A 21,132-nucleotide genomic window follows, 5' to 3' on the forward strand; every position below is an offset into this window, starting at 1 on the left:
AAGCCCCAAGAGGACCCGCCAGCGGTCTTGGGGAGCGGCTGGCGGGAGTGTCAAGGATTCCTCGACACCGGGGCGAACTGTAAAGTACCCCTGTACACCCCTGTCAAGTAGGTATCGACAATGAGCGCCAGCTACGACCTGTTCTGCCGGTGGAAGCACGTGCAGAAGATCCAGAGCGACAACGCTGGTGCGCTGGCATTGGGCGTGTCCAGGGCCACCGTTTCCCTCTGGAAACAAGGGAAAAACGCGGAAATCCACTACATCGAGCGGATGGCCGTGGACATTGGTGACAGCCCGGAAATGTGGTCGGCTGTCGTGATGGCTGAGCGGAGCAATTCCGAGGACGAGAAGGCCGCATGGCGCCGAATTGCGCAAAAACTCGCCACGGTGGTCATGGCGCTATGCCTGTTCGTGGGTGCCGCCCTACCCCACGACGTGCAGGCTATGCCGCAGGCTGGTAATGCCTTGCACGATATACATTATGCGAAATGATGTACTTGGTGTGATCCGGTTCGTCGGCTTGATCCGGTAATGGCTGCGGATTCTGGCTTGGCTCTTGCCTGCTGCTCGTGACTGCCACAACGGAAACGCCCCAGATCCCACAGCTGTCCGCCCGTATTTCCCCACAAGGACGCCCGCGATTTCCAGATCTCCCCCAAAGATGCCCTTGATTCCTGGATCCGCACCTAAGACGCCCTCGATTTCTGGCTCCACATCCAGCTCGCCCTTGAGTTCCCAACTGCGCACCTGATCGGTCAGAGCTTGTCGCCTGCACTTCCCAGTTCCGCCAGTCGCGACATTGGTCGCAAGAACAATTAGACGAGATCTCGGGCCTGAACGTGCGAACAGTTCAGCGGGTTGAGCAGGACTACAACACCGCGACTTCCCTGGGTGACGCGCCACGCCCCGCTCCACCTGCTCAAGCGCGTCGCTCGCCCCCTGACCAAGCTTTGACCTTAACTGGGCGTCGGTGACTCCCTCCCGTTCTGGTCGGCATCTGGGCCTTGTAGCGGCTCAAGCGCTGAGCTATAACGCCTTAGCCAGTCGCTATAAAGCGCCGGTGTTGTGCCCGCATAGCCAATAGGCTCCGGGTGCCCGAGGTCCACCCAATGGGGGCACGGGAATCCTTCGATTCCGGAGCCATCCATGACCGCCAAACGCCGCAGATCCCTTCGCACTTCTGCCTTCTACGCCCAATCGGGCCGTTGCTTCTATTGCGGCCTGCCGATGTGGCTCACTGCACCCTCAGAGCTCGGGCTGAAGGCCAGTAAGGCCCGAGCCTTTCAATGCACCGCCGAGCACCTGGTGGCCCAACAGGACGGGGGCAGAGACGTGTCCGGGAACGTGGTGGCCGCGCATAGCCGGTGCAACCAGGGCAGGCACCAGCGGAAGGGACCAGCCCCTTCCGCTGAAGCGTTCCGGGCGCTGGTTCAGACGCGGCTGGCAATGGGGAGATGGTGGTCCCGACTGCCATCAGGGATTGCACGTGCTTCCGTATGGCCAATTGAATTGAATCTTTGCAAGGAATCGGCAGCTGCTTGCCTGATTCGCTAGTCCACACTAGTGGCGCCCGGTTGCGGTGCTAGAACGGCGAGTCTGCTGCGAAATGGTCGCGCATTGGGCCTAACAAGGTCTGCGACCCTGTCAACACGTCCGAGAATTCCACCTGTCGCCACCTTCTCGTTCCAATATCGTTCCATCCACTCGGCTTTATCCAGGATCTTACCCGGAGCGCCTAGCAGCCTCTTGGCGATGAAATGCCGGATGAGAGCGGCCTGGCTATCGAGAATCACGACGCCCGCCCTTGGATTAGAGTCATAAGCGCTGTACGAGATCAGATAGTGGACATAGTGGCGGTCTGGCTCTTCGTCATCCCACGTCAACAGGTTGCTTAACCCCGCAGCGCGAGCATCCGATCGCACCTCTTCGCTCACGAGCACCATGGGATTGCGTGCTTCCTTACATTCCATGCGATAGGCGTCCAGCATCGCCGGTCCGAAGATCATCTGAGAATCATGATGAATGCTTCCAACTGTGAGCCCTCCACGTATCAATATATCAACCACTAGCAGGTTCTCGGCCAACATTCTGATGCAGCTCAGGATGTCGGCAAGGCCAGCAGGAGAGCAGCTGCTTGATATGACGATGCAGTCGCTGAAGTAAGTGAACAAAAGTCCTGTTGCTGGGTTGCAGCACGCTGTGTTCTTTAGTCTGTCGATGGCCTCTGCTATTTCATCAAGCTTGCTCATGTCGGCTGCCGACTCTTGGACAAGTGCGGAGAACCCGAGCATGTCGATGAAGGCGACGTACTTATCTTGGTAGAGCATGAAGAACTCCTTAGATGGTCGTGCCCATGGTGCCGAGGGCGGTTCCATTTGACCAGCGGGTGCGGGGCACGTCATAGGCCATGGAGCAATGTCAGCGACCTGGCTCGCGCACTAGTCTCGCAGAGGCTTGTTACGGCGCATCTTCGCATCGGATAGAAGCGAGCGAACGAGAGAGTTGAAGTCCATCCTGGCCCTAAAAGTTTCCTTCACCCTTGGTTAAACGAATGTCCGCTTTCGGTCAGAAGCGGACCAAAGTAGCCGGTGCTCTTCGCAGCCCGTACGCGACTTGGAGTCATATCATCAATCTGTATCAGGGCTCAGACCTAAGTGCCTGATGGTCCAATTCAGCGACACTATCCAGCTTCGGCGTCATCGCACACTTCGGGATACAGCCAGCGCGATCCGCTTATGGAACCAAACCGCACTGTGCCTTACTCTTAAGGAACATTGCCAACGGCAACCTTCGGCAATTGAATTTAGAGAATCCGGGCGGTTCATCCCGCGCGGCCCGTTAATGTCTACAGCTGTGGAGTTGTGAATGGCAGAAGATCAAGGTGGTGAAGAGGTAATTAGGGAGATAGGGAAGGCGCTAGCCCTTGCGTCTGAGCTTGATCCACAAATTGTTAGATCGCTTCGCTCCGCGATTGTTCAGGCGATGTCTGATTACGAGGACGACACGAATGCACAAGCTGCAGCCGCACTTGCGGCGGTTCTCGATTTTAGACCTGTGACGACCCAAGACGCCCTCTCGCAAACCTTGGGTGAGATCGGGAAGCTGGTCCAAGGTCTCACCGGACTGGAGGACGTTCATTACACTGTTGAGACACCAGAAGGTCGCCGAGTTCGCTCAATCCGGTCACATCTACCAACTGTATCACCCCAGCGTTTGACGGATCACGAGCAGGCAGATCTTGAGGCCTATATCGCTCGATATCTGCCACCGGACGACCCTCGCGAGGAACACGCGCCACGAGGACCGCGACTGTGACGATCAGTAAGTTAGCAATCCTCAACGCTGTGAAAGCAGCCATTTCGCGTGCTAAGGCGAGCGGGTCTCCCTACGCGCAAGGAAAGGCTTACGAACTTCGGGTGCTGCTTAGGCTTCTGCGAATCATCGATAGTGCGGGCTACAAGCTCACGTGTACCCCCAAGATGGCAGGCGTCCTGACGTTTGGAGGATCTCCATGCAAAGCAAACCATCCGGATCACGATTACATCAGTGGATCTACGTCTACTGAGAAGCTCGAGATTAGGATTTCAGTGCAGGTCACCACACTAAGCCATAGCTGGAAAGGCACGACGGTGGTCAAAGCGGCTGACCGTCACGAGATTGACGTCGGTGTATATCGTCCGATTAAGACCCGTCGCTATCCCGCATTTACGGAGTTACTTCTTGGGGTCTCGTGCAAGACTGGCGGCTGGAACAAGGCGTACGTCCGCGAGGCGCTAGGTATGCGTAGGGAGCTAGGATTCCTCACATCACCTAGGACGAGCTTGACGAGCTCAGCTCCGTGGTTCATCGCAACAGTTCCCTGCGATCCTCCGGTTCCCTTTGCCTTGTACGCGACCAACGCTGGGTCCGCCGTGTATGCGTCGTTGGCAGCTTTGGGGCTCTACGTCGAGCACTACAAGGGGTAGCGGAAACAGGCTTTGGAGTACGGATCAACTCAGGTGTGTCGAGAACGATGCCCGCTTTGGGTCGAAGGCGGATGCCATCACCGGGCCGGTCGCCGCCCAATGTCCGCTTCCGGCCAGAAGCGGACATCCACCCTGCCCTCGATAAACATCCCAAATCCACGGACGACCTTGGTCTGCTTTGGCCTTCTGCCTTAGGGCCAGACCTGAACTTCGATTTCAGCCCCTAGCGTATTTGACTCCCGCGACCTAGATCTCTCCTAGATCCTTGAGCAGGGCTTGCCCCTTCTGCAGAAACCCAACTAGCAGTCGACCTCCTGCTACTTTCCGGCCCAATTGCCCATTGAGGTAGCTGACCTGGAGACGCGCATGGGCCAGCAGATCCACCTGGGCCATGCTAGGGGTCGCGGCCTGGAGCGGTTCGCCCGGCGACGCCATCTGCCCCCCGATCGGCTGGACAACGCAAGGGCGCCGGCTGTCACTCTTCGCATACGCCGTGGCCATCATCCGGCCGTTCTTCAACGACCATCCACCAAGCACCAACTCGGTCCCGAGTTGCTCGATCGGCAATCCCGCTTCGCTAACCGCTTTCTCAAAGTTCGGCCAGAGTTGGTCCACCACCAGCCCTAGCTCGGCAGATAGCTGTTCTATTGTGAAATCTGCGCGGAAGCTGGCCTGCAGTGCAAGCTCGTAGATGCGGAGGAAGGGGGAACCGCAGAATTCGGAAAAAATCGTACGCTAAGCTAACGGTGTTCTCGTGACAGCTCTTTGACTAGGCTTTCTAAGGGGTCGTCTCAGAAAACGGAAAATAAAGCACGCTAAGGCATAGCCGAACCTGCCAAGCTTGCTCCACCCTGTAGTGACGCGATCAGCGGGCAGGAAACGTTCCCCCTTCGCGCATGGCAGGCGCGCACCAACTCAGACAGCACGGCCTCCATGCGCGCCAGGTCAGCCATTTTCTCGCGCACGTCCTTGAGCTTGTGCTCGGCCAGACTGCTGGCTTCCTCGCAATGGGTGCCATCCTCCAGCCGCAGCAGCTCGGCGATCTCATCCAGGCTGAAGCCCAGCCGCTGGGCTGATTTCACGAAGCGCACCCGCGTTACATTCGCCTCGCCATAGCGGCGGATGCTGCCATAGGGCTTGTCAGGCTCCAGCAACAAGCCCTTGCGCTGATAGAAACGGATGGTCTCCACATTGACCCCGGCCGCCTTGGCGAAAACGCCAATGGTCAGGTTCTCCAAATTGTTTTCCATATCGCTTGACTCCGTACATGAGTACGGAAGTAAGGTTACGCTATCCAATTTCAATTCGAAAGGACAAGCGCATGTCTGAACCAAAAACCGGGCGCGGCGCGCTCTTCACTGGAGGGCTTGCCGCCATCCTCGCCTCGGCTTGCTGCCTCGGGCCGTTGGTTCTGATCGCCTTGGGGTTCAGCGGCGCTTGGATCGGCAACTTGGCGGTGTTGGAACCCTATCGCCCCATCTTTATCGGCGTGGCGCTGGTGGCGTTGTTCTTCGCCTGGCGGCGCATCTACCGGCAGGCAGCGGCCTGCAAACCGGGTGAGGTCTGCGCGATTCCCCAAGTGCGAGCTACTTACAAGCTCATTTTCTGGATCGTGGCCGCGCTGGTTCTGGTCGCGCTCGGATTTCCCTACGTCATGCCATTTTTCTACTGATCGGAGTTCACCATGAAGAAACTGTTTGCCTCCCTCGCCCTCGCCGCCGTTGTTGCCCCCGTCTGGGCCGCCACCCAGACCGTCACGCTGTCCGTACCGGGCATGACCTGCTCCGCCTGCCCGATCACTGTCAAGAAGGCGATTTCCAAGGTCGAAGGCGTCAGCAAAGTTGACGTGACTTTCGAGACACGCCAAGCGGTCGTCACCTTCGACGATGCCAAGACCAGCGTGCAGAAGCTGACCAAGGCAACCGCAGACGCGGGCTATCCGTCCAGCGTCAAGCAGTGAGTCACTGAAAACGGCACCGCAGCACAACGGACGTCATTGTCTGGCGCCACAAACGATAAAGGATCTGTTGCATGACCCATCTAAAAATCACCGGCATGACTTGCGACTCGTGCGCGGCGCACGTCAAGGAAGCGCTGGAAAAAGTGCCAGGCGTGCAGTCGGCGCTGGTGTCCTATCCGAAGGGCACAGCGCAACTCGCCATCGTGCCGGGCACATCGCCGGACGCGCTGACTGCCGCCGTGGCCGGACTGGGCTACAAGGCAACGCTAGCCGATGCGCCACTGGCGGACAACCGCGTCGGACTGCTCGACAAGGTGCGGGGATGGATGGCCGCCGCCGAAAAGCACAGTGGCAACGAGCCCCCGGTGCAGGTAGCGGTCATTGGCAGCGGTGGAGCCGCGATGGCGGCGGCGCTGAAGGCCGTCGAGCAAGGCGCGCAGGTCACGCTGATCGAGCGCGGCACCATCGGCGGCACCTGCGTCAATGTCGGCTGTGTGCCGTCCAAGATCATGATCCGCGCCGCCCACATCGCCCATCTGCGCCGGGAAAGCCCGTTCGATGGCGGTATTGCGGCAACTGTGCCTACGATTGACCGCAGTAAGCTGCTGGCCCAGCAGCAGGCCCGCGTCGACGAACTGCGGCACGCCAAGTACGAAGGCATCCTGGGCGGTAATCCGGCCATCACCGTTGTGCACGGTGAGGCGCGCTTCAAGGACGACCAGAGCCTTACCGTCCGTTTGAACGAGGGTGGCGAGCGCGTCGTGATGTTCGACCGCTGCCTGGTCGCCACGGGTGCCAGCCCGGCGGTCCCGCCGATTTCGGGCTTGAAAGAGTCACCCTACTGGACTTCCACCGAGGCCCTGGCGAGCGACACCATTCCCGAACGCCTTGCCGTAATCGGCTCGTCGGTGGTGGCGCTGGAGCTGGCGCAAGCCTTTGCCCGGCTGGGCAGCAAGGTCACGGTCCTGGCGCGCAATACCTTGTTCTTCCGTGAAGACCCGGCCATCGGCGAGGCGGTGACAGCCGCTTTCCGTGCCGAGGGCATCGAGGTGCTGGAGCACACGCAAGCCAGCCAGGTCGCCCATATGGACGGTGAATTCGTGCTGACCACCACGCACGGTGAATTGCGCGCCGACAAACTGCTGGGTGCCACCGGTCGGACACCGAACACGCGCAGCCTCGCGCTGGACGCAGCGGGGGTCACTGTCAATGCGCAAGGTGCCATCGTCATCGACCAAGGCATGCGCACGAGCAACCCGAACATCTACGCGGCCGGCGACTGCACCGACCAGCCGCAGTTCGTCTATGTGGCGGCAGCGGCCGGCACCCGTGCCGCGATCAACATGACCGGCGGCGATGCGGCGCTCGACCTGACCGCAATGCCGGCCGTGGTGTTCACCGATCCGCAAGTGGCGACCGTGGGCTACAGCGAGGCGGAAGCCCACCACGACGGGATCGAGACCGACAGCCGCACCTTGACCTTGGACAACGTGCCGCGTGCGCTCGCCAACTTCGACACACGCGGCTTCATCAAGTTGGTTATCGAGGAAGGCAGCCATCGGCTGATCGGCGTACAGGCGGTCGCGCCGGAAGCGGGTGAACTGATCCAGACGGCGGCTCTGGCCATTCGCAACCGCATGACGGTGCAGGAACTGGCCGACCAGTTGTTCCCCTACCTGACGATGGTCGAGGGGTTGAAGCTCGCGGCGCAGACCTTCAACAAGGATGTGAAGCAGCTTTCCTGCTGCGCCGGGTGAGAAAAAGGAGGTGTTCAATGAACGCCTACACGGTGTCCCGGCTGGCTCTTGATGCCGGGGTGAGCGTGCATATCGTGCGCGACTACCTGCTGCGCGGATTGCTGCGCCCGGTGGCGTGCACACCAGGCGGCTACGGCTTGTTCGATGACGCCGCCTTGCAACGGCTGTGCTTCGTGCGGGCGGCCTTCGAGGCGGGCATCGGCCTCGACGCGCTGGCGCGGCTGTGCCGGGCGCTGGATGCGGCGGACGGCGACGAAGCGGCCGCGCAGCTTGCCCTGCTGCGTCAGTTCGTCGAGCGTCGGCGCGAAGCGTTGGCCGATCTGGAAGTGCAGTTGGCCACCCTGCCGACCGAGCCGGCACAGCACGCGGAGAGTCTGCCATGAACAACCCCGAGCGCTTGCCGTCCGAGACGCACAAACCGATCACCGGCTACCTGTGGGGCGGACTGGCTGTGCTGACTTGCCCCTGCCACCTGCCCATCCTCGCTGTCGTGCTGGCCGGCACAACCGCCGGTGCTTTCCTCGGCGAGCATTGGGTCATCGCGGCGCTCGGTTTGACCGGCCTGTTCCTTCTGTCCCTGTCGCGGGCGTTGCGGGCATTCAGGGAAAGAGAATGAGCGCTTTCCGGCCGGATGGATGGACGACGCCGGAACTGGCCCAAGCGGTCGAGCGCGGGCAGCTTGAACTGCACTACCAGCCCGTCGTCGATCTGCGCAGTGGTGGGATTGTCGGCGCGGAAGCCCTGTTGCGCTGGCGTCATCCGACGCTTGGACTATTGCCACCGGGCCAGTTCCTGCCCGTGGTCGAATCGTCCGGCCTGATGCCTGAAATCGGCGCTTGGGTGCTGGGCGAAGCCTGCCGCCAGATGCGTGACTGGCGAATGCTGGCATGGCGACCGTTCCGGCTGGCCGTCAATGTTTCGGCGAGCCAAGTGGGACCGGACTTCGACGGGTGGGTAAAGGGCGTGCTGGCTGATGCCGAGTTGCCCGCCGAGTATCTCGAAATCGAGCTGACCGAATCGGTCGCGTTTGGTGATCCGGCGATCTTCCCCGCCCTGGACGCCTTGCGGCAGATCGGTGTGCGCTTCGCCGCCGATGACTTCGGGACGGGGTATTCCTGTCTGCAACATCTGAAGTGCTGCCCAATCAGCACGCTCAAGATCGACCAATCGTTTGTCGCCGGGCTCGCCAACGACCGCCGCGACCAAACCATCGTGCACACCGTGATTCAGCTTGCGCACGGGCTGGGCATGGATGTGGTGGCTGAAGGCGTGGAAACATCGGCGAGTCTTGATCTATTGCGACAAGCGGACTGCGACACAGGACAAGGCTTCCTGTTCGCGAAGCCAATGCCGGCGGCGGCATTCGCCGTCTTCGTCAGTCAATGGAGGGGTGCCACCATGAATGCAAGTGACTCGACCACCACCAGTTGCTGCGTGTGCTGCAAGGAAATCCCGCTCGATGCCGCCTTCACCCCGGAAGGCGCGGAATACGTCGAGCACTTCTGCGGGTTGGAGTGTTATCAACGCTTCGAAGCGCGTGCCAAGACAGGGAACGAAACCGATGCCGATCCGAACGCCTGCGACTCGCTACCGTCAGATTGAGGCATACCCTAACTGGATGTCAGGCAGGGCCGCGCCGCTTAGTCAGAATAGAGTCATCTTTCGCATTTTTTGACACATGCCTGCGAAGGTCATAGATTTCAGCCTGACAGAAACGGGGTTTGAGGCACAACGGAACAGAAGGAGCACTTAAGCCGCCTTCAACCAAGGAGACATCGTGCAGGGGCACCGCATCGGCTACGTCCGGGTCAGCAGCTTCGACCAGAACCCGGAACGCCAGCTGGAACAGACACAGGTGAGCAAGGTGTTCACCGACAAGGCATCGGGCAAGGACACCCAGCGCCCCCAGCTCGAAGCGCTGCTGAGCTTCGTCCGCGAAGGCGATACAGTGGTGGTGCACAGCATGGACCGGCTGGCCCGCAACCTCGATGACCTGCGTCGCTTGGTACAGAAGCTGACTCAACGCGGCGTGCGCATCGAGTTCCTGAAGGAGGGCCTGGTGTTCACTGGCGAGGACTCGCCGATGGCCAACCTGATGCTGTCGGTGATGGGGGCCTTCGCTGAGTTCGAGCGCGCCCTGATCCGCGAGCGGCAGCGTGAGGGCATCACCTTGGCCAAGCAGCGTGGCGCGTACCGGGGCCGCAAGAAAGCCCTGTCCGATGAGCAGGCTGCTACCCTGCGGCAGCGAGCGACGGCCGGCGAGCCCAAGGCGCAGCTTGCCCGCGAGTTCAACATCAGCCGGGAAACCCTCTACCAGTACCTCCGCACGGACGACTGACACATGCCGCGTCGCTTGATCCTCTCGGCCACGGAGCGGGGCACCCTGCTCGCGTTGCCAGAAAGCCAGGATGACCTGATCCGCTACTACACCTTCAACGACTCCGACCTGTCGCTGATCCGTCAGCGGCGCGGCGACGCCAACCGCCTCGGCTTCGCCGTGCAACTCTGCCTGCTGCGCTACCCCGGCTATGCGTTGGGCACTGACAGCGAGCTGCCCGAACCGGTCATCCTGTGGGTGGCCAAGCAAGTCCAGACCGATCCGGCGAGTTGGACGAAGTACGGCGAGCGCGATGTGACCCGTCGCGAGCACGCCCAGGAACTGCGCACCTACCTTCAACTGGCCCCGTTCGGCCTGTCCGACTTCCGCGCCCTGGTGCGCGAGCTGACCGAACTGGCCCAGCAGACCGACAAGGGCTTGCTGCTGGCCGGCCAGGCGCTGGAGAGCCTGCGGCAGAAGCGACGCATCCTGCCGGCGTTGAGCGTGATCGACCGGGCTTGCTCGGAGGCCATTGCACGGGCCAATCGGCGGGTCTACCGCGCCCTGGTTGAACCGCTCACGGACTCGCATCGGGCCAAGCTGGACGAGCTGTTGAAGCTCAAGGCCGGCAGCAGCATCACCTGGTTGACCTGGCTGCGCCAGGCACCGCTGAAACCCAACTCTCGGCACATGCTTGAGCACATCGAGCGGCTGAAGACATTTCAGCTGGTGGACTTGCCCGAAGTCCTGGGCCGGCACATCCACCAGAACCGCCTGCTCAAGCTGGCCCGCGAGGGTGGGCAGATGACGCCCAAAGACCTCGGCAAGTTCGAGCCGCAGCGGCGCTATGCGACCCTGGCCGCCGTGGTGCTGGAGAGCACTGCAACCGTGATTGATGAGCTGGTGGATCTGCACGACCGCATCCTAGTCAAGCTGTTCAGCGGCGCGAAGCACAAGCATCAGCAGCAGTTCCAGAAGCAGGGCAAGGCGATCAACGACAAGGTGCGCCTGTACTCCAAGATCGGCCAGGCGCTGCTGGAGGCCAAGGAAGCCGGCAGCGACCCCTATGCCGCCATCGAGGCGGTGATCCCCTGGGACGAGTTCACCGAGAGCGTCAGCGAAGCCGAGCTGCTGGCCCGGCCGGAGGGCTTCGACCACCTGCACCTGGTCGGCGAGAACTTCGCCACCCTGCGCCGCTACACGCCGGCTCTGCTGGAGGTATTGGAGCTGCGCGCCGCCCCGGCCGCGCAGGGCGTGCTGGCAGCCGTGCAGACGCTGCGCGAGATGAACGCCGACAACCTGCGCAAGGTGCCGGCCGATGCTCCCACCGCCTTCATCAAGCCGCGCTGGAAGCCACTGGTGATCACCCCGGAAGGCCTCGACCGGCGCTTCTACGAAATCTGCGCCCTGTCCGAGCTGAAGAACGCCCTGCGCTCCGGCGACATCTGGGTCAAGGGCTCGCGGCAGTTCCGCGACTTCGACGACTACCTGCTGCCGGCCGAGAAGTTCGCCGCGCTCAAGCGGGAACAGGCCCTGCCGCTGGCGATCAACCCGAACAGCGACCAGTATCTGGAAGAGCGCTTGCAGCTGCTGGACGAGCAGTTGGCCACTGTCGCCCGCCTGGCCAAGGACAACGAGCTGCCCGATGCCATCCTCACCGAGTCCGGGTTGAAGATCACCCCGCTGGATGCGGCGGTGCCGGATCGGGCGCAGGCGCTGATCGACCAGACCAGTCAGTTACTGCCGCGCATCAAGATCACCGAACTGCTGATGGACGTGGACGACTGGACGGGCTTCAGCCGCCACTTCACCCACCTGAAGGACGGGGCCGAGGCCAAAGACCGGACGTTGCTGCTGTCCGCGATCCTCGGTGATGCGATCAACCTCGGGCTGACCAAGATGGCCGAGTCGAGCCCCGGTCTGACCTACGCCAAGCTGTCCTGGCTGCAAGCCTGGCACATCCGCGACGAGACCTATTCGGCGGCCCTGGCCGAGCTGGTCAACCACCAGTACCAGCATGCCTTCGCCGCCCACTGGGGCGACGGCACCACCTCATCCTCCGATGGCCAGCGTTTCCGGGCTGGCGGCCGGGGCGAGAGCACCAGACACGTCAACCCGAAGTACGGCAGTGAGCCGGGACGGCTGTTCTACACCCATATCTCCGACCAGTACGCGCCGTTCAGCACCCGCGTGGTGAATGTCGGCGTGCGCGATTCCACCTATGTGCTCGACGGCCTGCTGTACCACGAGTCCGACATGCGGATCGAGGAGCACTACACCGACACGGCCGGCTTCACCGATCACGTCTTCGCCCTGATGCACCTGCTGGGCTTCCGTTTCGCGCCGCGCATCCGCGACCTCGGCGAAACCAAGCTGTACGTGCCGCAGGGCGTGCAGACCTACCCGACGCTGCGGCCGCTGATCGGCGGCACCCTGAACATCAAGCACGTCCGCGCCCATTGGGACGACATCCTGCGCCTGGCCAGCTCGATCAAACAGGGCACCGTCACTGCCTCGCTGATGCTGCGCAAGCTCGGCAGCTATCCGCGCCAGAACGGCCTGGCCGTGGCCCTGCGCGAGCTGGGCCGGATCGAACGCACGCTGTTCATCCTAGACTGGCTGCAAAGTGTTGAGCTGCGCCGCCGCGTGCATGCCGGCCTGAACAAAGGTGAGGCGCGCAACTCGCTGGCCAGGGCGGTGTTCTTCAACCGCCTTGGGGAAATCAGGGATCGGAGCTTCGAGCAGCAGCGCTACCGGGCCAGCGGCCTCAACCTGGTGACGGCGGCTATCGTGCTGTGGAACACGGTGTACCTGGAGCGCGCCACCCAGGGGTTGGTCGAGGCCGGCAAGCCGGTGGACGGCGAGCTGCTGCAATTCCTGTCGCCGCTGGGCTGGGAGCACATCAACCTCACCGGCGATTACGTCTGGCGGCAGAGCCGCAGACTGGAAGACGGGAAGTTTCGGCCCCTACGGATGCCCGGAAAACCTTAGCGTACGATTTTTTCCGAATTCTGCGAGCCCCCCAGGAAGAATTGCGTAGACCCGCGCGCAGCAAGCACTACGTTGTGCTGAGGGATCAGCAGCAGCTTTGCCCCCGCGGAATACGCCCCTGTGAGAGCATCCTCTGCCAGGGTATCCGCTGCGACGACGAGGTGGTCACGAGTGAGGAGAACGTTGAGGATGCTAATTGCGGGATCGTCTAGACGTTTGCAGACTATCGCCTTCCCCTCCCCTCCTGTCCAGACTGCTATGGCCTCCGCGATCACACAAATTCTTGGTCGCCCCAATGCTTGCGAGAACGCACTTGAGATACGCCGCGGCTACCTCAAGGCGATGGAAGATGCGCTGCGGGTTTCGCTTCTGATCCACCAAGATCCAAGGCTTCTGTTCGACACGTGGGCCAGACTGCTCCCCTTGATCGCTCAAAGCCACGAGAGTGACGGCAGCCAGCCATTTGCGACCGGGATCGTCCGCTCGCGCGATCATGGATCCCGGCGGTTGGCTGGCTGAGCGTATGGTTGCAATATAGGAAGCAATCGCGCGCGGACCAGAACGCTGTTCATCGCAGACATTCTTAGGGTGCCATTGCAGAGATTTCAGCTTTTGAGGAATAAAATTTCAGTGCAAGACGGTCCATTGCAGAAAAATTTGACTTGCGACTGACGCAACGCAGAAATTGCTGATGCACGGATGATGCAATGCAGAGATTACCGGCTAACAGATGCTGCAGCCCAGCCGGCCAACTGAGGGCTTTGCCCGATGGACGAGCCGTTACTCTTGCCTGCAGATCACGATTCTAGGATGACTTGTGCCTCAATCGGCTGACCAGGATCGGGCGTCTGTGCTGGAGGGCTCCTTAGAGCTCTTGGGTGAAATTCGAGCCGCTTGGATGGAGATAGAGCATGGACGTGACCGAAGATCGACGGCGGTGGCGGCACTTTGCCAGATGTCCCTTGATCACGCCGTGGCAGTACAGTCCCTGATCGCTACTCTGCCCCAGTCAGCAATCTCGCTGGTCCGGCCCCAGTATGAGGCCCTCGTGCGTGCAACCTGGGCATGTTATGCAGCTACCGACACCGACATCGAGAAGCTTCTTGCGCCCCTGACTCTGGAGAGTCAGCAAGCGGCAAAGAGGCTCCCTGGCGTTCAGGACATGCTCGTAAAGCTTGAGTCCTCTGGGCCCCGAGGAGCATCACAGTTGTTGGGCAGAGCCAGACAATGCCTTTATGTCGGCTTGAACTCCTATCTCCATGCCGGGATTCACCCCTTGGCAAGGCAGTTAAATGGCTACCCGGGCGCGCTTCTGGCGGGGGTGGCCATGAACAGCAATGCGCTTGCCATGCTAACCCTTCTGAATCTGGCGCACCTGTGGCCAGGCGAACCAGTTCTGGCATGGATGAATGCACTGCATCATCAATTTGGGGGTGTTTTGCCAGAGTTGGAGCCATTGACCCCCCATCAGCCCTCGCCATAGAGCTGTCCCGGATCGCCTGCGCGTCTAGGGTGGGGTCTGTGGTGAGTGACTAGGCAGTTGGGCCTCGCCCCCCTCTGGGGGCACGGGGAGAACATCACGGGCGCATAAGCAGTTGCCCCGGATTTCTCGTTGGGGCAAGTCCTGGCAGTTGATCTGTGTCGGGGGCCTGTCGGGCGACTGTCATGTTTCCAAGTTCGGCACCCTCCTAATCTGGGCTCCCTACCCCTCCGGAGTTATCTTCTATGACCACCAAGACCCCGCCTCGCCTGCTTACCGCTGCTGAGGTTGGCGCCTGCATTCGCCAGTTCCGCCAGTTGCGTCATTGGTCGCAAGAACAATTGGCCGAGATCTCGGGCCTGAACGTGCGAACAGTTCAGCGGGTTGAGCAGGGTGACTCGGCCAGTTTCGACACCCGTCGCGCACTGGCGCGCGCCTTCGATTTCAATGACATCGATGCACTCAACAAGCCTTTCTCGCTGCCGACAGACGAGGAACTGCAGGCGGCGCAAGCGCAGTTTGAGCGCGACTACATCCCCCTGGCGGTGTCCCCGCTTGCTGCTGGGCGCGAGCTGGCCAGCCTGATCGTTTCGTGCGACATGGATCTGTCCGAACCGGCTTTCGAGCTGTCGCGCGAGGCGGCGAGCGAGTTTGCTGCACTGGTCGACTACTACCGTTAGTATCGCGACTGCCAAGACCTGTATTCAGAAGTCGACAAGCTAGACATCTACGACGGGCTGCAGCAGCGCATTGAGGTCCTGCGGGAACTGGGAGTATCACTGTCGCACGGTCAGCGTAAGGTCGTCATTCGGATGGGCTCAGGTATGCCGATGGATGCCACGGTCCTGTACGTCGTGGCGTTTCGCCTCGGCCACGAGTGCAGTCAGATCGTAACTCCTAAGGCAGCACGCATCGGCTGAGTCAGCATTCATTAGATCGATAGTGGTGGCGATACATCTGACAGATGTCTATTGATCGCGCCGTCGCAGTACAGTCCCTGGAGGTTGCCCTGCCTTAGTCAGCGATAGCGCTGGTCCGGCCCCAGCACAAGACCCTGATTCGTGCGACAGCAAGGTTCTTAGCTTTCGAGGCAGCGAATTTTTGATGTGCCCTGAACCCTCGCGAAGATCCACTATGGAGACGCCGTCGATTTCTGGATCCAGACCTAAGAAGCCCTCGAGTTCTGGATCCACAGGCAACTCGTCCTTGAGTTCCTGACTGCGCACCTGAGTGGTCAAGCTCCGCCCGGGTGAAGGCTCTGCGCCCAGTACTCTAGGAACTCCTCTTGAGCAATCGTTTCGATTGCGCCTGGCCTGGCATGCCGCACCATGTGGATGGCATCCGATGCCCGCTTGGCCTCGCCAGACTGCAGCAAAAGCATGGCAGCGACCGTTCCCGCGCGTCCCAACCCCCCCTTGCAGTGGACCACGATCCTTTGACCGCTCAGCATGTCAGCGACGAGCTCAGCACTTAGCTGTAGCCAATCTTTGAGGAGTCTGTCGTCTGGTGCGGCTCCATCAGTGATTGGCAGTCCATGCCAAGAGATGCCCTTCCCCGCCACTATCGCCGGTAAGCTCTCGATTCGAAGGTCCTTGAGCTCCCAAGGCTCAAGCAAGGTGACTAGGTGAGTGGCACCCCAGTCCTGAATAGCCGAGACGTCCACATCTAGGTCTCTCGCCCATGCTCCAGTCATGGCGACTTCCTGGTACTTGCCTGGCGCAAATGTCACCCCTATGCCGCCTCCATGGGCTCCAACAGGCAACTCTGCAATCAGTAACGGGTGGCTAGCGCTGGTGCGCATCATTTCGGCTCTCCCAACATGCGGTAACGTTCTGCGTCGTGCGCCGGGGCGCTCCCCGCTCATTCGCTGCACGGCTAGGATATCGGATGTTCAGATATCGTTGAACTGGAGAGAACACCTAAGGGTCAATATCGGAAAGTCAGATAGACAGTCTGTGGGCAGGTTGATATCCTGACAACTGGTATCGCGATTTGAGGGCTGTGTGGCCTATGTCGTTAGCCAACCGACCCTCATCGCGCCCTGGCCAGAACTGGACAATTTCGTTCGTTCAATAGGTCCCTTTCTTGCGTGCGCGTGGTGCGCGCTAGAGCGCTCAAGAACGGCTAGTTCGCCGGTAGCTGCTGAGGGGTTGGCCTCGCAGGCACTTGACACGCTTGCGACGCTGCGCGTCCTCCATCGCGAACCAGTCGAATGTTCTCGGCTTGCCGCAAGATCTCTGTATGAGCCCCTGGCTTGGTCCTACAAATCTCCGTGGTCTCGCAGTGACTTGAACCTTGAGTCGGCATTGACCCGGTCGCTCACCCAGTGGGCGGCTGAGTGCACGCCCAGTGCGAGGCGGAATCTCGGAATTTCACTGGCATCCACCGAAGCTCGAGCGTACTTGGCAAACCTTCTGCGGAAGCATCGGTTGGACCCGAAGCTAGGCGACGGGCTTCAGTCGATTGGATCGCCTGAATGGAATGCGCTCAGCTTGGGGCGTAAGCGCTACGTGCTGTGGGCGAGCATGCGAAATTCTGCCTCGGAGTTCATACAAAGCGGTTTGGATGAGCATGCCGCGAGGCGAGCACTTGATCGCGAGATAAAACGCAGATGCATCTGGTTAGCTGGACGCGAGCAAGCTGGAACCCTCGCCCGGAAGGATTTTTGCTTCTTGCCTGGTCAGGGTTGGCGTCAGCCGTTGATCCTGGACGTTGCAATGGAGACTTTCCTGCCGCTGGGCATGGCGTACTGGCTGGAACCTAGCGGCAGTTGGCAGCTTTAGCTTCTAGTCTGAGTAGACCGACCAGCTGCCACGGGTCCATGAGATGGTTTGAGGGGGCTCAGGACTCTATCGCGGTAAACGCCCCCCCAGGTCTATATCGACGGTTCTCCAACGAAGCGCTGGACCTTGGTTGACCGGCGAGCCTGTGGCCCATTGGACGCTGGCCAAGAGATGGCCCTCTAGTACTCGTTCAGTCGCTTACGGATTGCCTCGATGGCATCGTCCAGTCCCGCGTCGTCCTCGGGGTAAGGAGAACAAAACAGTTGAACCGGGACCCAGCAATGTTCCTGTCCCGGTTGTACATAGGGGGCGTAATCATCTAGTAGCCATGCAGAGCCGATGGGCTGGGAAACGTTGGCAAGATCCTTCGTCGGCCCAGTCCAGTCTATGTATGGCAAGCGGGCAAACCAACCCGGGGCCGCTCCTTCGCAAGCCAATAGGTCGGCAATCTCGCGAAATCTAGGCTCCGGAACTGTGGTGAAGATGACTAGACCCTCAAAGAGCGACTTTGCCGACTCCAGAAATTCGTAGAGGCCCGGGCGCGGGATCTGGCTTACAGCGTTGGAAATCAGCGTTCCTTCTAAGTCCAAGGCGAGGATGGACGGGCGCATTGTGTAATGGTCCTCTTTGGCGGGGGTGAACGTCGGTACCGCTACCAAGCCCCGCCGGAGGGTGATCCGCCGGCGGGGCTTGGTAGCATCAGACATCTTCGAACTCGCTCGCTTGCTTGAGTTGGTTCTCAAGGAAATCAATGCGCTTCTGAAGATCGGCACTTAGATAGGCTTTGTCCGTAAAGTCCATTGCTGTCTCAGGGATCATCTCCAGCTCGACGCGTGTGGATGTAGCTTGACGAATTGCCAAGGTGGTCCAGGCCTTATCGCCCTTGACGAATCCGACAGTGAATCGAGCCGTAACATGGTGTTCGGGCTTGAGGCCTTCGATGGAACGGAAATCGCTGCGCACCTTCGACGTGGCTACAGGCTGTACATCGCCATTGATGTACAGCGCCGCATTCCAGCTCGCTTCGCTCAATGGCAGTGTTGAGCGGTTGATGATGCGGGCGGTGATGACTGGCTTGGGCCCAAAGAAGCTGTTTTCCATCCGGAACTCTGGATCAACCGCACTGACCCTCTTTAGCTCGGCGATAGTAGGAAGTTGATCGTTGGCCTCCTGTCGTAGCGCTTCTATCTCCTTGGGATTGCTATCCCTGATGTGCTTAACCTGCCCTCTCACCACCTGCCTTACGGAAGCGTTTGGGTAGGTCTGGTTCAGTTTTTCAAGAAGGTCGGCAGGGATTCGTGAGAAAAACAGCCGAATCGTCTCTAACACCATGATTCAACGAGGAAACACCCCTCGACGTCAGGCAGTTCGTGGATTACAGACCTAGGCTTGATTGAACCAGAAGCCGCGTGACACAGGCATTCCTGGAGTACTGCTCAGGCACGCGTGCCCTTCTTGAATATTGGATTCAAGAGTTTCCACGCTCCTGACCCAACGGAAACCTTCAAGAAGGCTCTGACCGTCGCCTGATCCATTGCAGTAGTTCCTCGTGCGGGATCGTACGTCCAGCGTCGACGTCGGCCATACCCTCGCGGGTCCGCCGTTCCTTCTCTTCCTCGGTCAATCCCGGAAGGAGTGCTAGTAGCTTATCTTCAGGGCTCATAGGCCGATGAGCTGTGCTCAAGTTGGCTTGATTCTCGTGAAAAAATATGGGCAGGATCTGGGGATCATCCAAGCCCGCCGGCAAAGGCAGCGATACGTCGTGGACCGCCAAGTCGATGATGACGTCCAAATCTGAGCATAAGGGCTGTATGGCGGTGGTCACCAGACGAGCCGCCCGCTCGGCGAAAGCCAGGTCCACCACCAGCCAGATCAACAGACCGGGAGGCTGTTCGACGCCCCCTGACGAGTGAGTTTCCAGGAGATAGGCCGACGAGACGAAGTCGGCGTGCTCAAGGCTGCCGCTGATGGCCGGAGCGAGCCAAGCCGGCGCGGCCTGGGCAGGTCTCACCGCGAACTCCGCCGGCGCCAGACGTTCCACCCTGGCCAGAAAGCCCGTATCCAACAATGTCGCAACCTCTTCCGGGTACAGGACAACGCCGCCGTAGTTGGGATTGAGCATCAACGTCGCGCCGCGAGTACCGGTTAGCAGCTCACGGCCTGAAACTCCCAGAATTCTGACAGCAGACGAGCTGGCCGCCTGCGCCTTGTCGAGCGAGGTAAAGAAAGGGATCGCATCGAAACCGTCAGGATGGCGGAACTGGACCAGCCGCAGTGTCTGCGCGTCGTCCGAGATGGGCGCATGCACGTACACGATCGCATCCATCAGTCGCTTGAAGAATGCGCGTTCCTCGGCCGCACTGTCGCGGGCCCGTTCAAAGGAAGCCTCCAGCGCTGTCTCCGCAGACGTAGTCCCTCTTCCACGCGGCCTGCTCGGTTGCTTCATGGTCAGATGCGATGAGGGCCGAGCGGGTACCCGGAGAACCAATCCGCCTCGATCTCGCTGCTCAGGTAGGGTCGTACGAAGGCCGACTGGGTCAGCGCTCGCAGCCGCTCTTCGTGCTCAGCAATCGCCTCGATGTCGCTGACGGTTGGATAGTGCCGCAGCAGTCGATATGCCTCTTGCCGCACCTCTTTAGGCACGGCTTGGCTGGCCGCTAGCTGCCTGAGGAACGCGCCCGCCTGCAGCACATTGCGGGTGCGCTCAGATGGCATCGTCATGACATCAAGAATGACTAGCACTAAGGAATGCTTAGCTTATCGCGTTTGTGGCCGGCCAGGGCACGGTGCAACTACAGACCTTGCGATTCCTGTATTAATGTAATATAATCAATAACTTAATTCGCATAAGTGAGCGTTATGTCCATGGAGTGAGGGCCAATAGGAACGAGCAGGTAGCCTGAGCCTTCCCATGATGGGAAGGTCAACAACGCGGGACGGATTACCACTCAACTTGCCTGTCGTTTGACCTTCCCACCGTGGGAAGGCTCATCGTCACGCCGTCGGCAAACCGCCGATGCTTTTGGAGGGTTGTCCATGAATCTCGTTGTTGAAGGTATGACCTGTGGTCACTGTGTCCGAACGGTCACCCAAGCCATTCAGGCCCTTGACCCCCACGCCCAGGTGGACGTCGATCTGGGCAGTGGCGTGGTCAAGATCGAGGGCCTGCTTGCCGTAGAACAGGCGGTTGAGGCTATCCAGCGGCAAGGCTATGTGATCGCTGCGGTGCTCCCTTCTGAGGCTGGTACGCCGGCCGCCCCGGCCGTCGCATCCTCCTGCTGCGGCGGATGCCACCGCTGAGTCCGCGCGAGGGCTTGATCCTGATCAATGACAGTCGGCCCCAAGAGGGCTAGACTGGCCATCATGAGAGCTCGCACGTCCCCTGCCCTGATCTGCCCAGCGTCCGCAGGCGCTGCTTCGGGCGTGCGGGAGCTGTCATGGTGAGGCTGCTGAGGCGATGGCGGCGACCCCGTTCTCGTGCCCGACTGGCATGGCTGGGACTGTGGGCGCTGCTGCTGCAGCAACTCGCGCTGGTGGCTTACGCCTGTCCGCTGGAATCGGTGGAAGCTGGACAAGCGACCCTGATGGTCGGTTGCGAAGAGATGTCCACGCCGGATCCCGATGCTCCGGCGTTGTGCGACCAGCATTGCCAGCGCGATCACATCGCCACGGCCGATGCGAAGGCCCCTCAAGTGCCTTACCAGCCCGCGCTGGCCGCCTTCGCGCTGGTGCAGGCTCTGTTGCCACCGGTACACGCGCAGTTGTATCGGGATGTTCCGGTGTGCGTGTCCGATCCGCCTCCCCTGCAGCGCTTCTGTAGCCTGCTGATTTAAGCCCCCTCCTGGATTGACCCGTGCTCGTGCTGCATGCGTTGCAGCG

The 21,132-nt window shown here is 60.6% G+C and carries 22 protein-coding genes; 15 read left to right on the top strand and 7 right to left on the bottom strand.

Annotation, left to right across the window (positions count from 1 at the left end; all coding sequences use genetic code 11):
- Positions 1–120: 120 nt before the first annotated feature.
- The 3 genes from NSQ78_RS11295 to NSQ78_RS11305 all read left to right on the top strand — a co-directional run bounded on the left by NSQ78_RS11295 (position 121) and on the right by NSQ78_RS11305 (position 1,554).
- Positions 121–492 carry a DUF3693 domain-containing protein gene (locus tag NSQ78_RS11295; RefSeq protein ID WP_308306489.1) on the top strand — a complete coding sequence of 124 codons (372 nt, stop codon included), beginning with the start codon at positions 121–123 and terminating at the stop codon, positions 490–492.
- A 332-nt stretch (positions 493–824) separates the two neighbouring features.
- Positions 825–974, top strand: a complete 150-nt coding sequence (locus NSQ78_RS11300; protein WP_324615445.1) for a hypothetical protein — start codon at positions 825–827, stop codon at positions 972–974.
- A gap of 253 nt (positions 975–1,227) precedes the next feature.
- On the top strand, positions 1,228–1,554 hold the full coding sequence (locus NSQ78_RS11305) for an HNH endonuclease (RefSeq protein WP_323162603.1): 327 nt from the start codon (positions 1,228–1,230) through the stop codon (positions 1,552–1,554).
- Here NSQ78_RS11305 and NSQ78_RS11310 read toward each other — a convergent pair.
- Both NSQ78_RS11310 and merR read right to left on the bottom strand, forming a co-directional pair.
- Entirely contained in the window at positions 1,551–2,327 is a 777-nt protein-coding gene (locus NSQ78_RS11310) for a hypothetical protein (RefSeq protein ID WP_308306488.1), read from the bottom strand. The two genes, NSQ78_RS11305 and NSQ78_RS11310, sit on opposite strands and share 4 nt — an antisense overlap.
- Positions 2,328–4,780: 2,453 nt before the next feature.
- Positions 4,781–5,215, bottom strand: coding sequence for an Hg(II)-responsive transcriptional regulator (merR, locus tag NSQ78_RS11315; RefSeq protein WP_005413387.1), 435 nt, complete (start codon positions 5,213–5,215; stop codon positions 4,781–4,783).
- A gap of 71 nt (positions 5,216–5,286) precedes the next feature.
- Between merR and merT the strand changes: the two genes are divergently transcribed.
- The 10 genes from merT (at position 5,287) to NSQ78_RS11370 (ending at position 15,150) form a co-directional block, all read left to right on the top strand.
- On the top strand, positions 5,287–5,637 hold the full coding sequence (gene merT, locus NSQ78_RS11320) for a mercuric ion transporter MerT (protein ID WP_003131974.1): 351 nt from the start codon (positions 5,287–5,289) through the stop codon (positions 5,635–5,637).
- Between the two features lie 12 nt (positions 5,638–5,649).
- On the top strand, positions 5,650–5,925 hold the full coding sequence (merP, locus tag NSQ78_RS11325; RefSeq protein WP_003131987.1) for a mercury resistance system periplasmic binding protein MerP: 276 nt from the start codon (positions 5,650–5,652) through the stop codon (positions 5,923–5,925).
- A 71-nt stretch (positions 5,926–5,996) separates the two neighbouring features.
- A complete protein-coding gene (gene merA, locus NSQ78_RS11330) occupies positions 5,997–7,682 on the top strand; it encodes a mercury(II) reductase (protein WP_339206115.1) in 1,686 nt (561 codons plus the stop codon).
- Positions 7,683–7,699: 17 nt separating this feature from the next.
- Complete coding sequence (gene merD / locus NSQ78_RS11335; RefSeq protein WP_000995360.1) at positions 7,700–8,065, top strand: mercury resistance co-regulator MerD; 366 nt, start codon at positions 7,700–7,702, stop codon at positions 8,063–8,065.
- On the top strand, positions 8,062–8,298 hold the full coding sequence (gene merE / locus NSQ78_RS11340; RefSeq protein WP_003132004.1) for a broad-spectrum mercury transporter MerE: 237 nt from the start codon (positions 8,062–8,064) through the stop codon (positions 8,296–8,298). Before merD ends, merE begins: the two co-directional genes overlap by 4 nt.
- Entirely contained in the window at positions 8,295–9,284 is a 990-nt protein-coding gene (locus NSQ78_RS21845; protein WP_003132006.1) for a DUF3330 domain-containing protein, read from the top strand. Before merE ends, NSQ78_RS21845 begins: the two co-directional genes overlap by 4 nt.
- Before the next feature lie 175 nt (positions 9,285–9,459).
- On the top strand, positions 9,460–10,020 hold the full coding sequence (locus NSQ78_RS11355) for a recombinase family protein (RefSeq protein WP_010921730.1): 561 nt from the start codon (positions 9,460–9,462) through the stop codon (positions 10,018–10,020).
- Positions 10,021–10,023: 3 nt separating this feature from the next.
- Positions 10,024–12,990, top strand: coding sequence for a Tn3-like element TnAs1 family transposase (locus NSQ78_RS11360; RefSeq protein WP_339206120.1), 2,967 nt, complete (start codon positions 10,024–10,026; stop codon positions 12,988–12,990).
- A gap of 258 nt (positions 12,991–13,248) precedes the next feature.
- Entirely contained in the window at positions 13,249–13,509 is a 261-nt protein-coding gene (locus tag NSQ78_RS11365) for a hypothetical protein (RefSeq protein WP_049401600.1), read from the top strand.
- Between the two features lie 1,206 nt (positions 13,510–14,715).
- Positions 14,716–15,150, top strand: coding sequence for a helix-turn-helix transcriptional regulator (locus tag NSQ78_RS11370; RefSeq protein ID WP_223224795.1), 435 nt, complete (start codon positions 14,716–14,718; stop codon positions 15,148–15,150).
- Between the two features lie 554 nt (positions 15,151–15,704).
- Here the strand turns inward: NSQ78_RS11370 and NSQ78_RS11375 are convergent.
- The 5 genes from NSQ78_RS11375 to NSQ78_RS11395 form a co-directional block, all read right to left on the bottom strand.
- Positions 15,705–16,334 (bottom strand): cyclin-dependent kinase inhibitor 3 family protein, encoded by a 630-nt coding sequence (locus tag NSQ78_RS11375; protein ID WP_306341171.1) that lies wholly within the window; start codon positions 16,332–16,334, stop codon positions 15,705–15,707.
- A gap of 1,098 nt (positions 16,335–17,432) precedes the next feature.
- The gene (locus tag NSQ78_RS11380; protein WP_031269101.1) at positions 17,433–17,864 is read right to left on the bottom strand and encodes an NIF family HAD-type phosphatase; all 432 of its coding nucleotides are present in this window, start codon (positions 17,862–17,864) and stop codon (positions 17,433–17,435) included.
- An 88-nt stretch (positions 17,865–17,952) separates the two neighbouring features.
- Positions 17,953–18,585, bottom strand: coding sequence for a hypothetical protein (locus NSQ78_RS11385; RefSeq protein ID WP_021201832.1), 633 nt, complete (start codon positions 18,583–18,585; stop codon positions 17,953–17,955).
- A 172-nt stretch (positions 18,586–18,757) separates the two neighbouring features.
- Complete coding sequence (locus NSQ78_RS11390) at positions 18,758–19,579, bottom strand: SseB family protein (protein WP_019184713.1); 822 nt, start codon at positions 19,577–19,579, stop codon at positions 18,758–18,760.
- Between the two features lie 122 nt (positions 19,580–19,701).
- On the bottom strand, positions 19,702–19,995 hold the full coding sequence (locus NSQ78_RS11395) for a BPSL0761 family protein (RefSeq protein ID WP_223224794.1): 294 nt from the start codon (positions 19,993–19,995) through the stop codon (positions 19,702–19,704).
- Between the two features lie 315 nt (positions 19,996–20,310).
- Here NSQ78_RS11395 and NSQ78_RS11400 point away from each other — a divergent pair, with 315 nt between their 5' ends.
- Entirely contained in the window at positions 20,311–20,553 is a 243-nt protein-coding gene (locus NSQ78_RS11400; RefSeq protein ID WP_224482004.1) for a cation transporter, read from the top strand.
- Between the two features lie 137 nt (positions 20,554–20,690).
- Positions 20,691–21,086: a hypothetical protein gene (locus NSQ78_RS11405; protein WP_005413404.1), complete on the top strand. Its 396-nt coding sequence runs from the start codon at positions 20,691–20,693 to the stop codon at positions 21,084–21,086.
- Positions 21,087–21,132: the final 46 nt, after the last annotated feature.

The sequence above is a fragment of the Stenotrophomonas sp. FSL W7-1447 genome, assembly GCF_037966425.1.
GTDB lineage: Bacteria > Pseudomonadota > Gammaproteobacteria > Xanthomonadales > Xanthomonadaceae > Stenotrophomonas > Stenotrophomonas pavanii.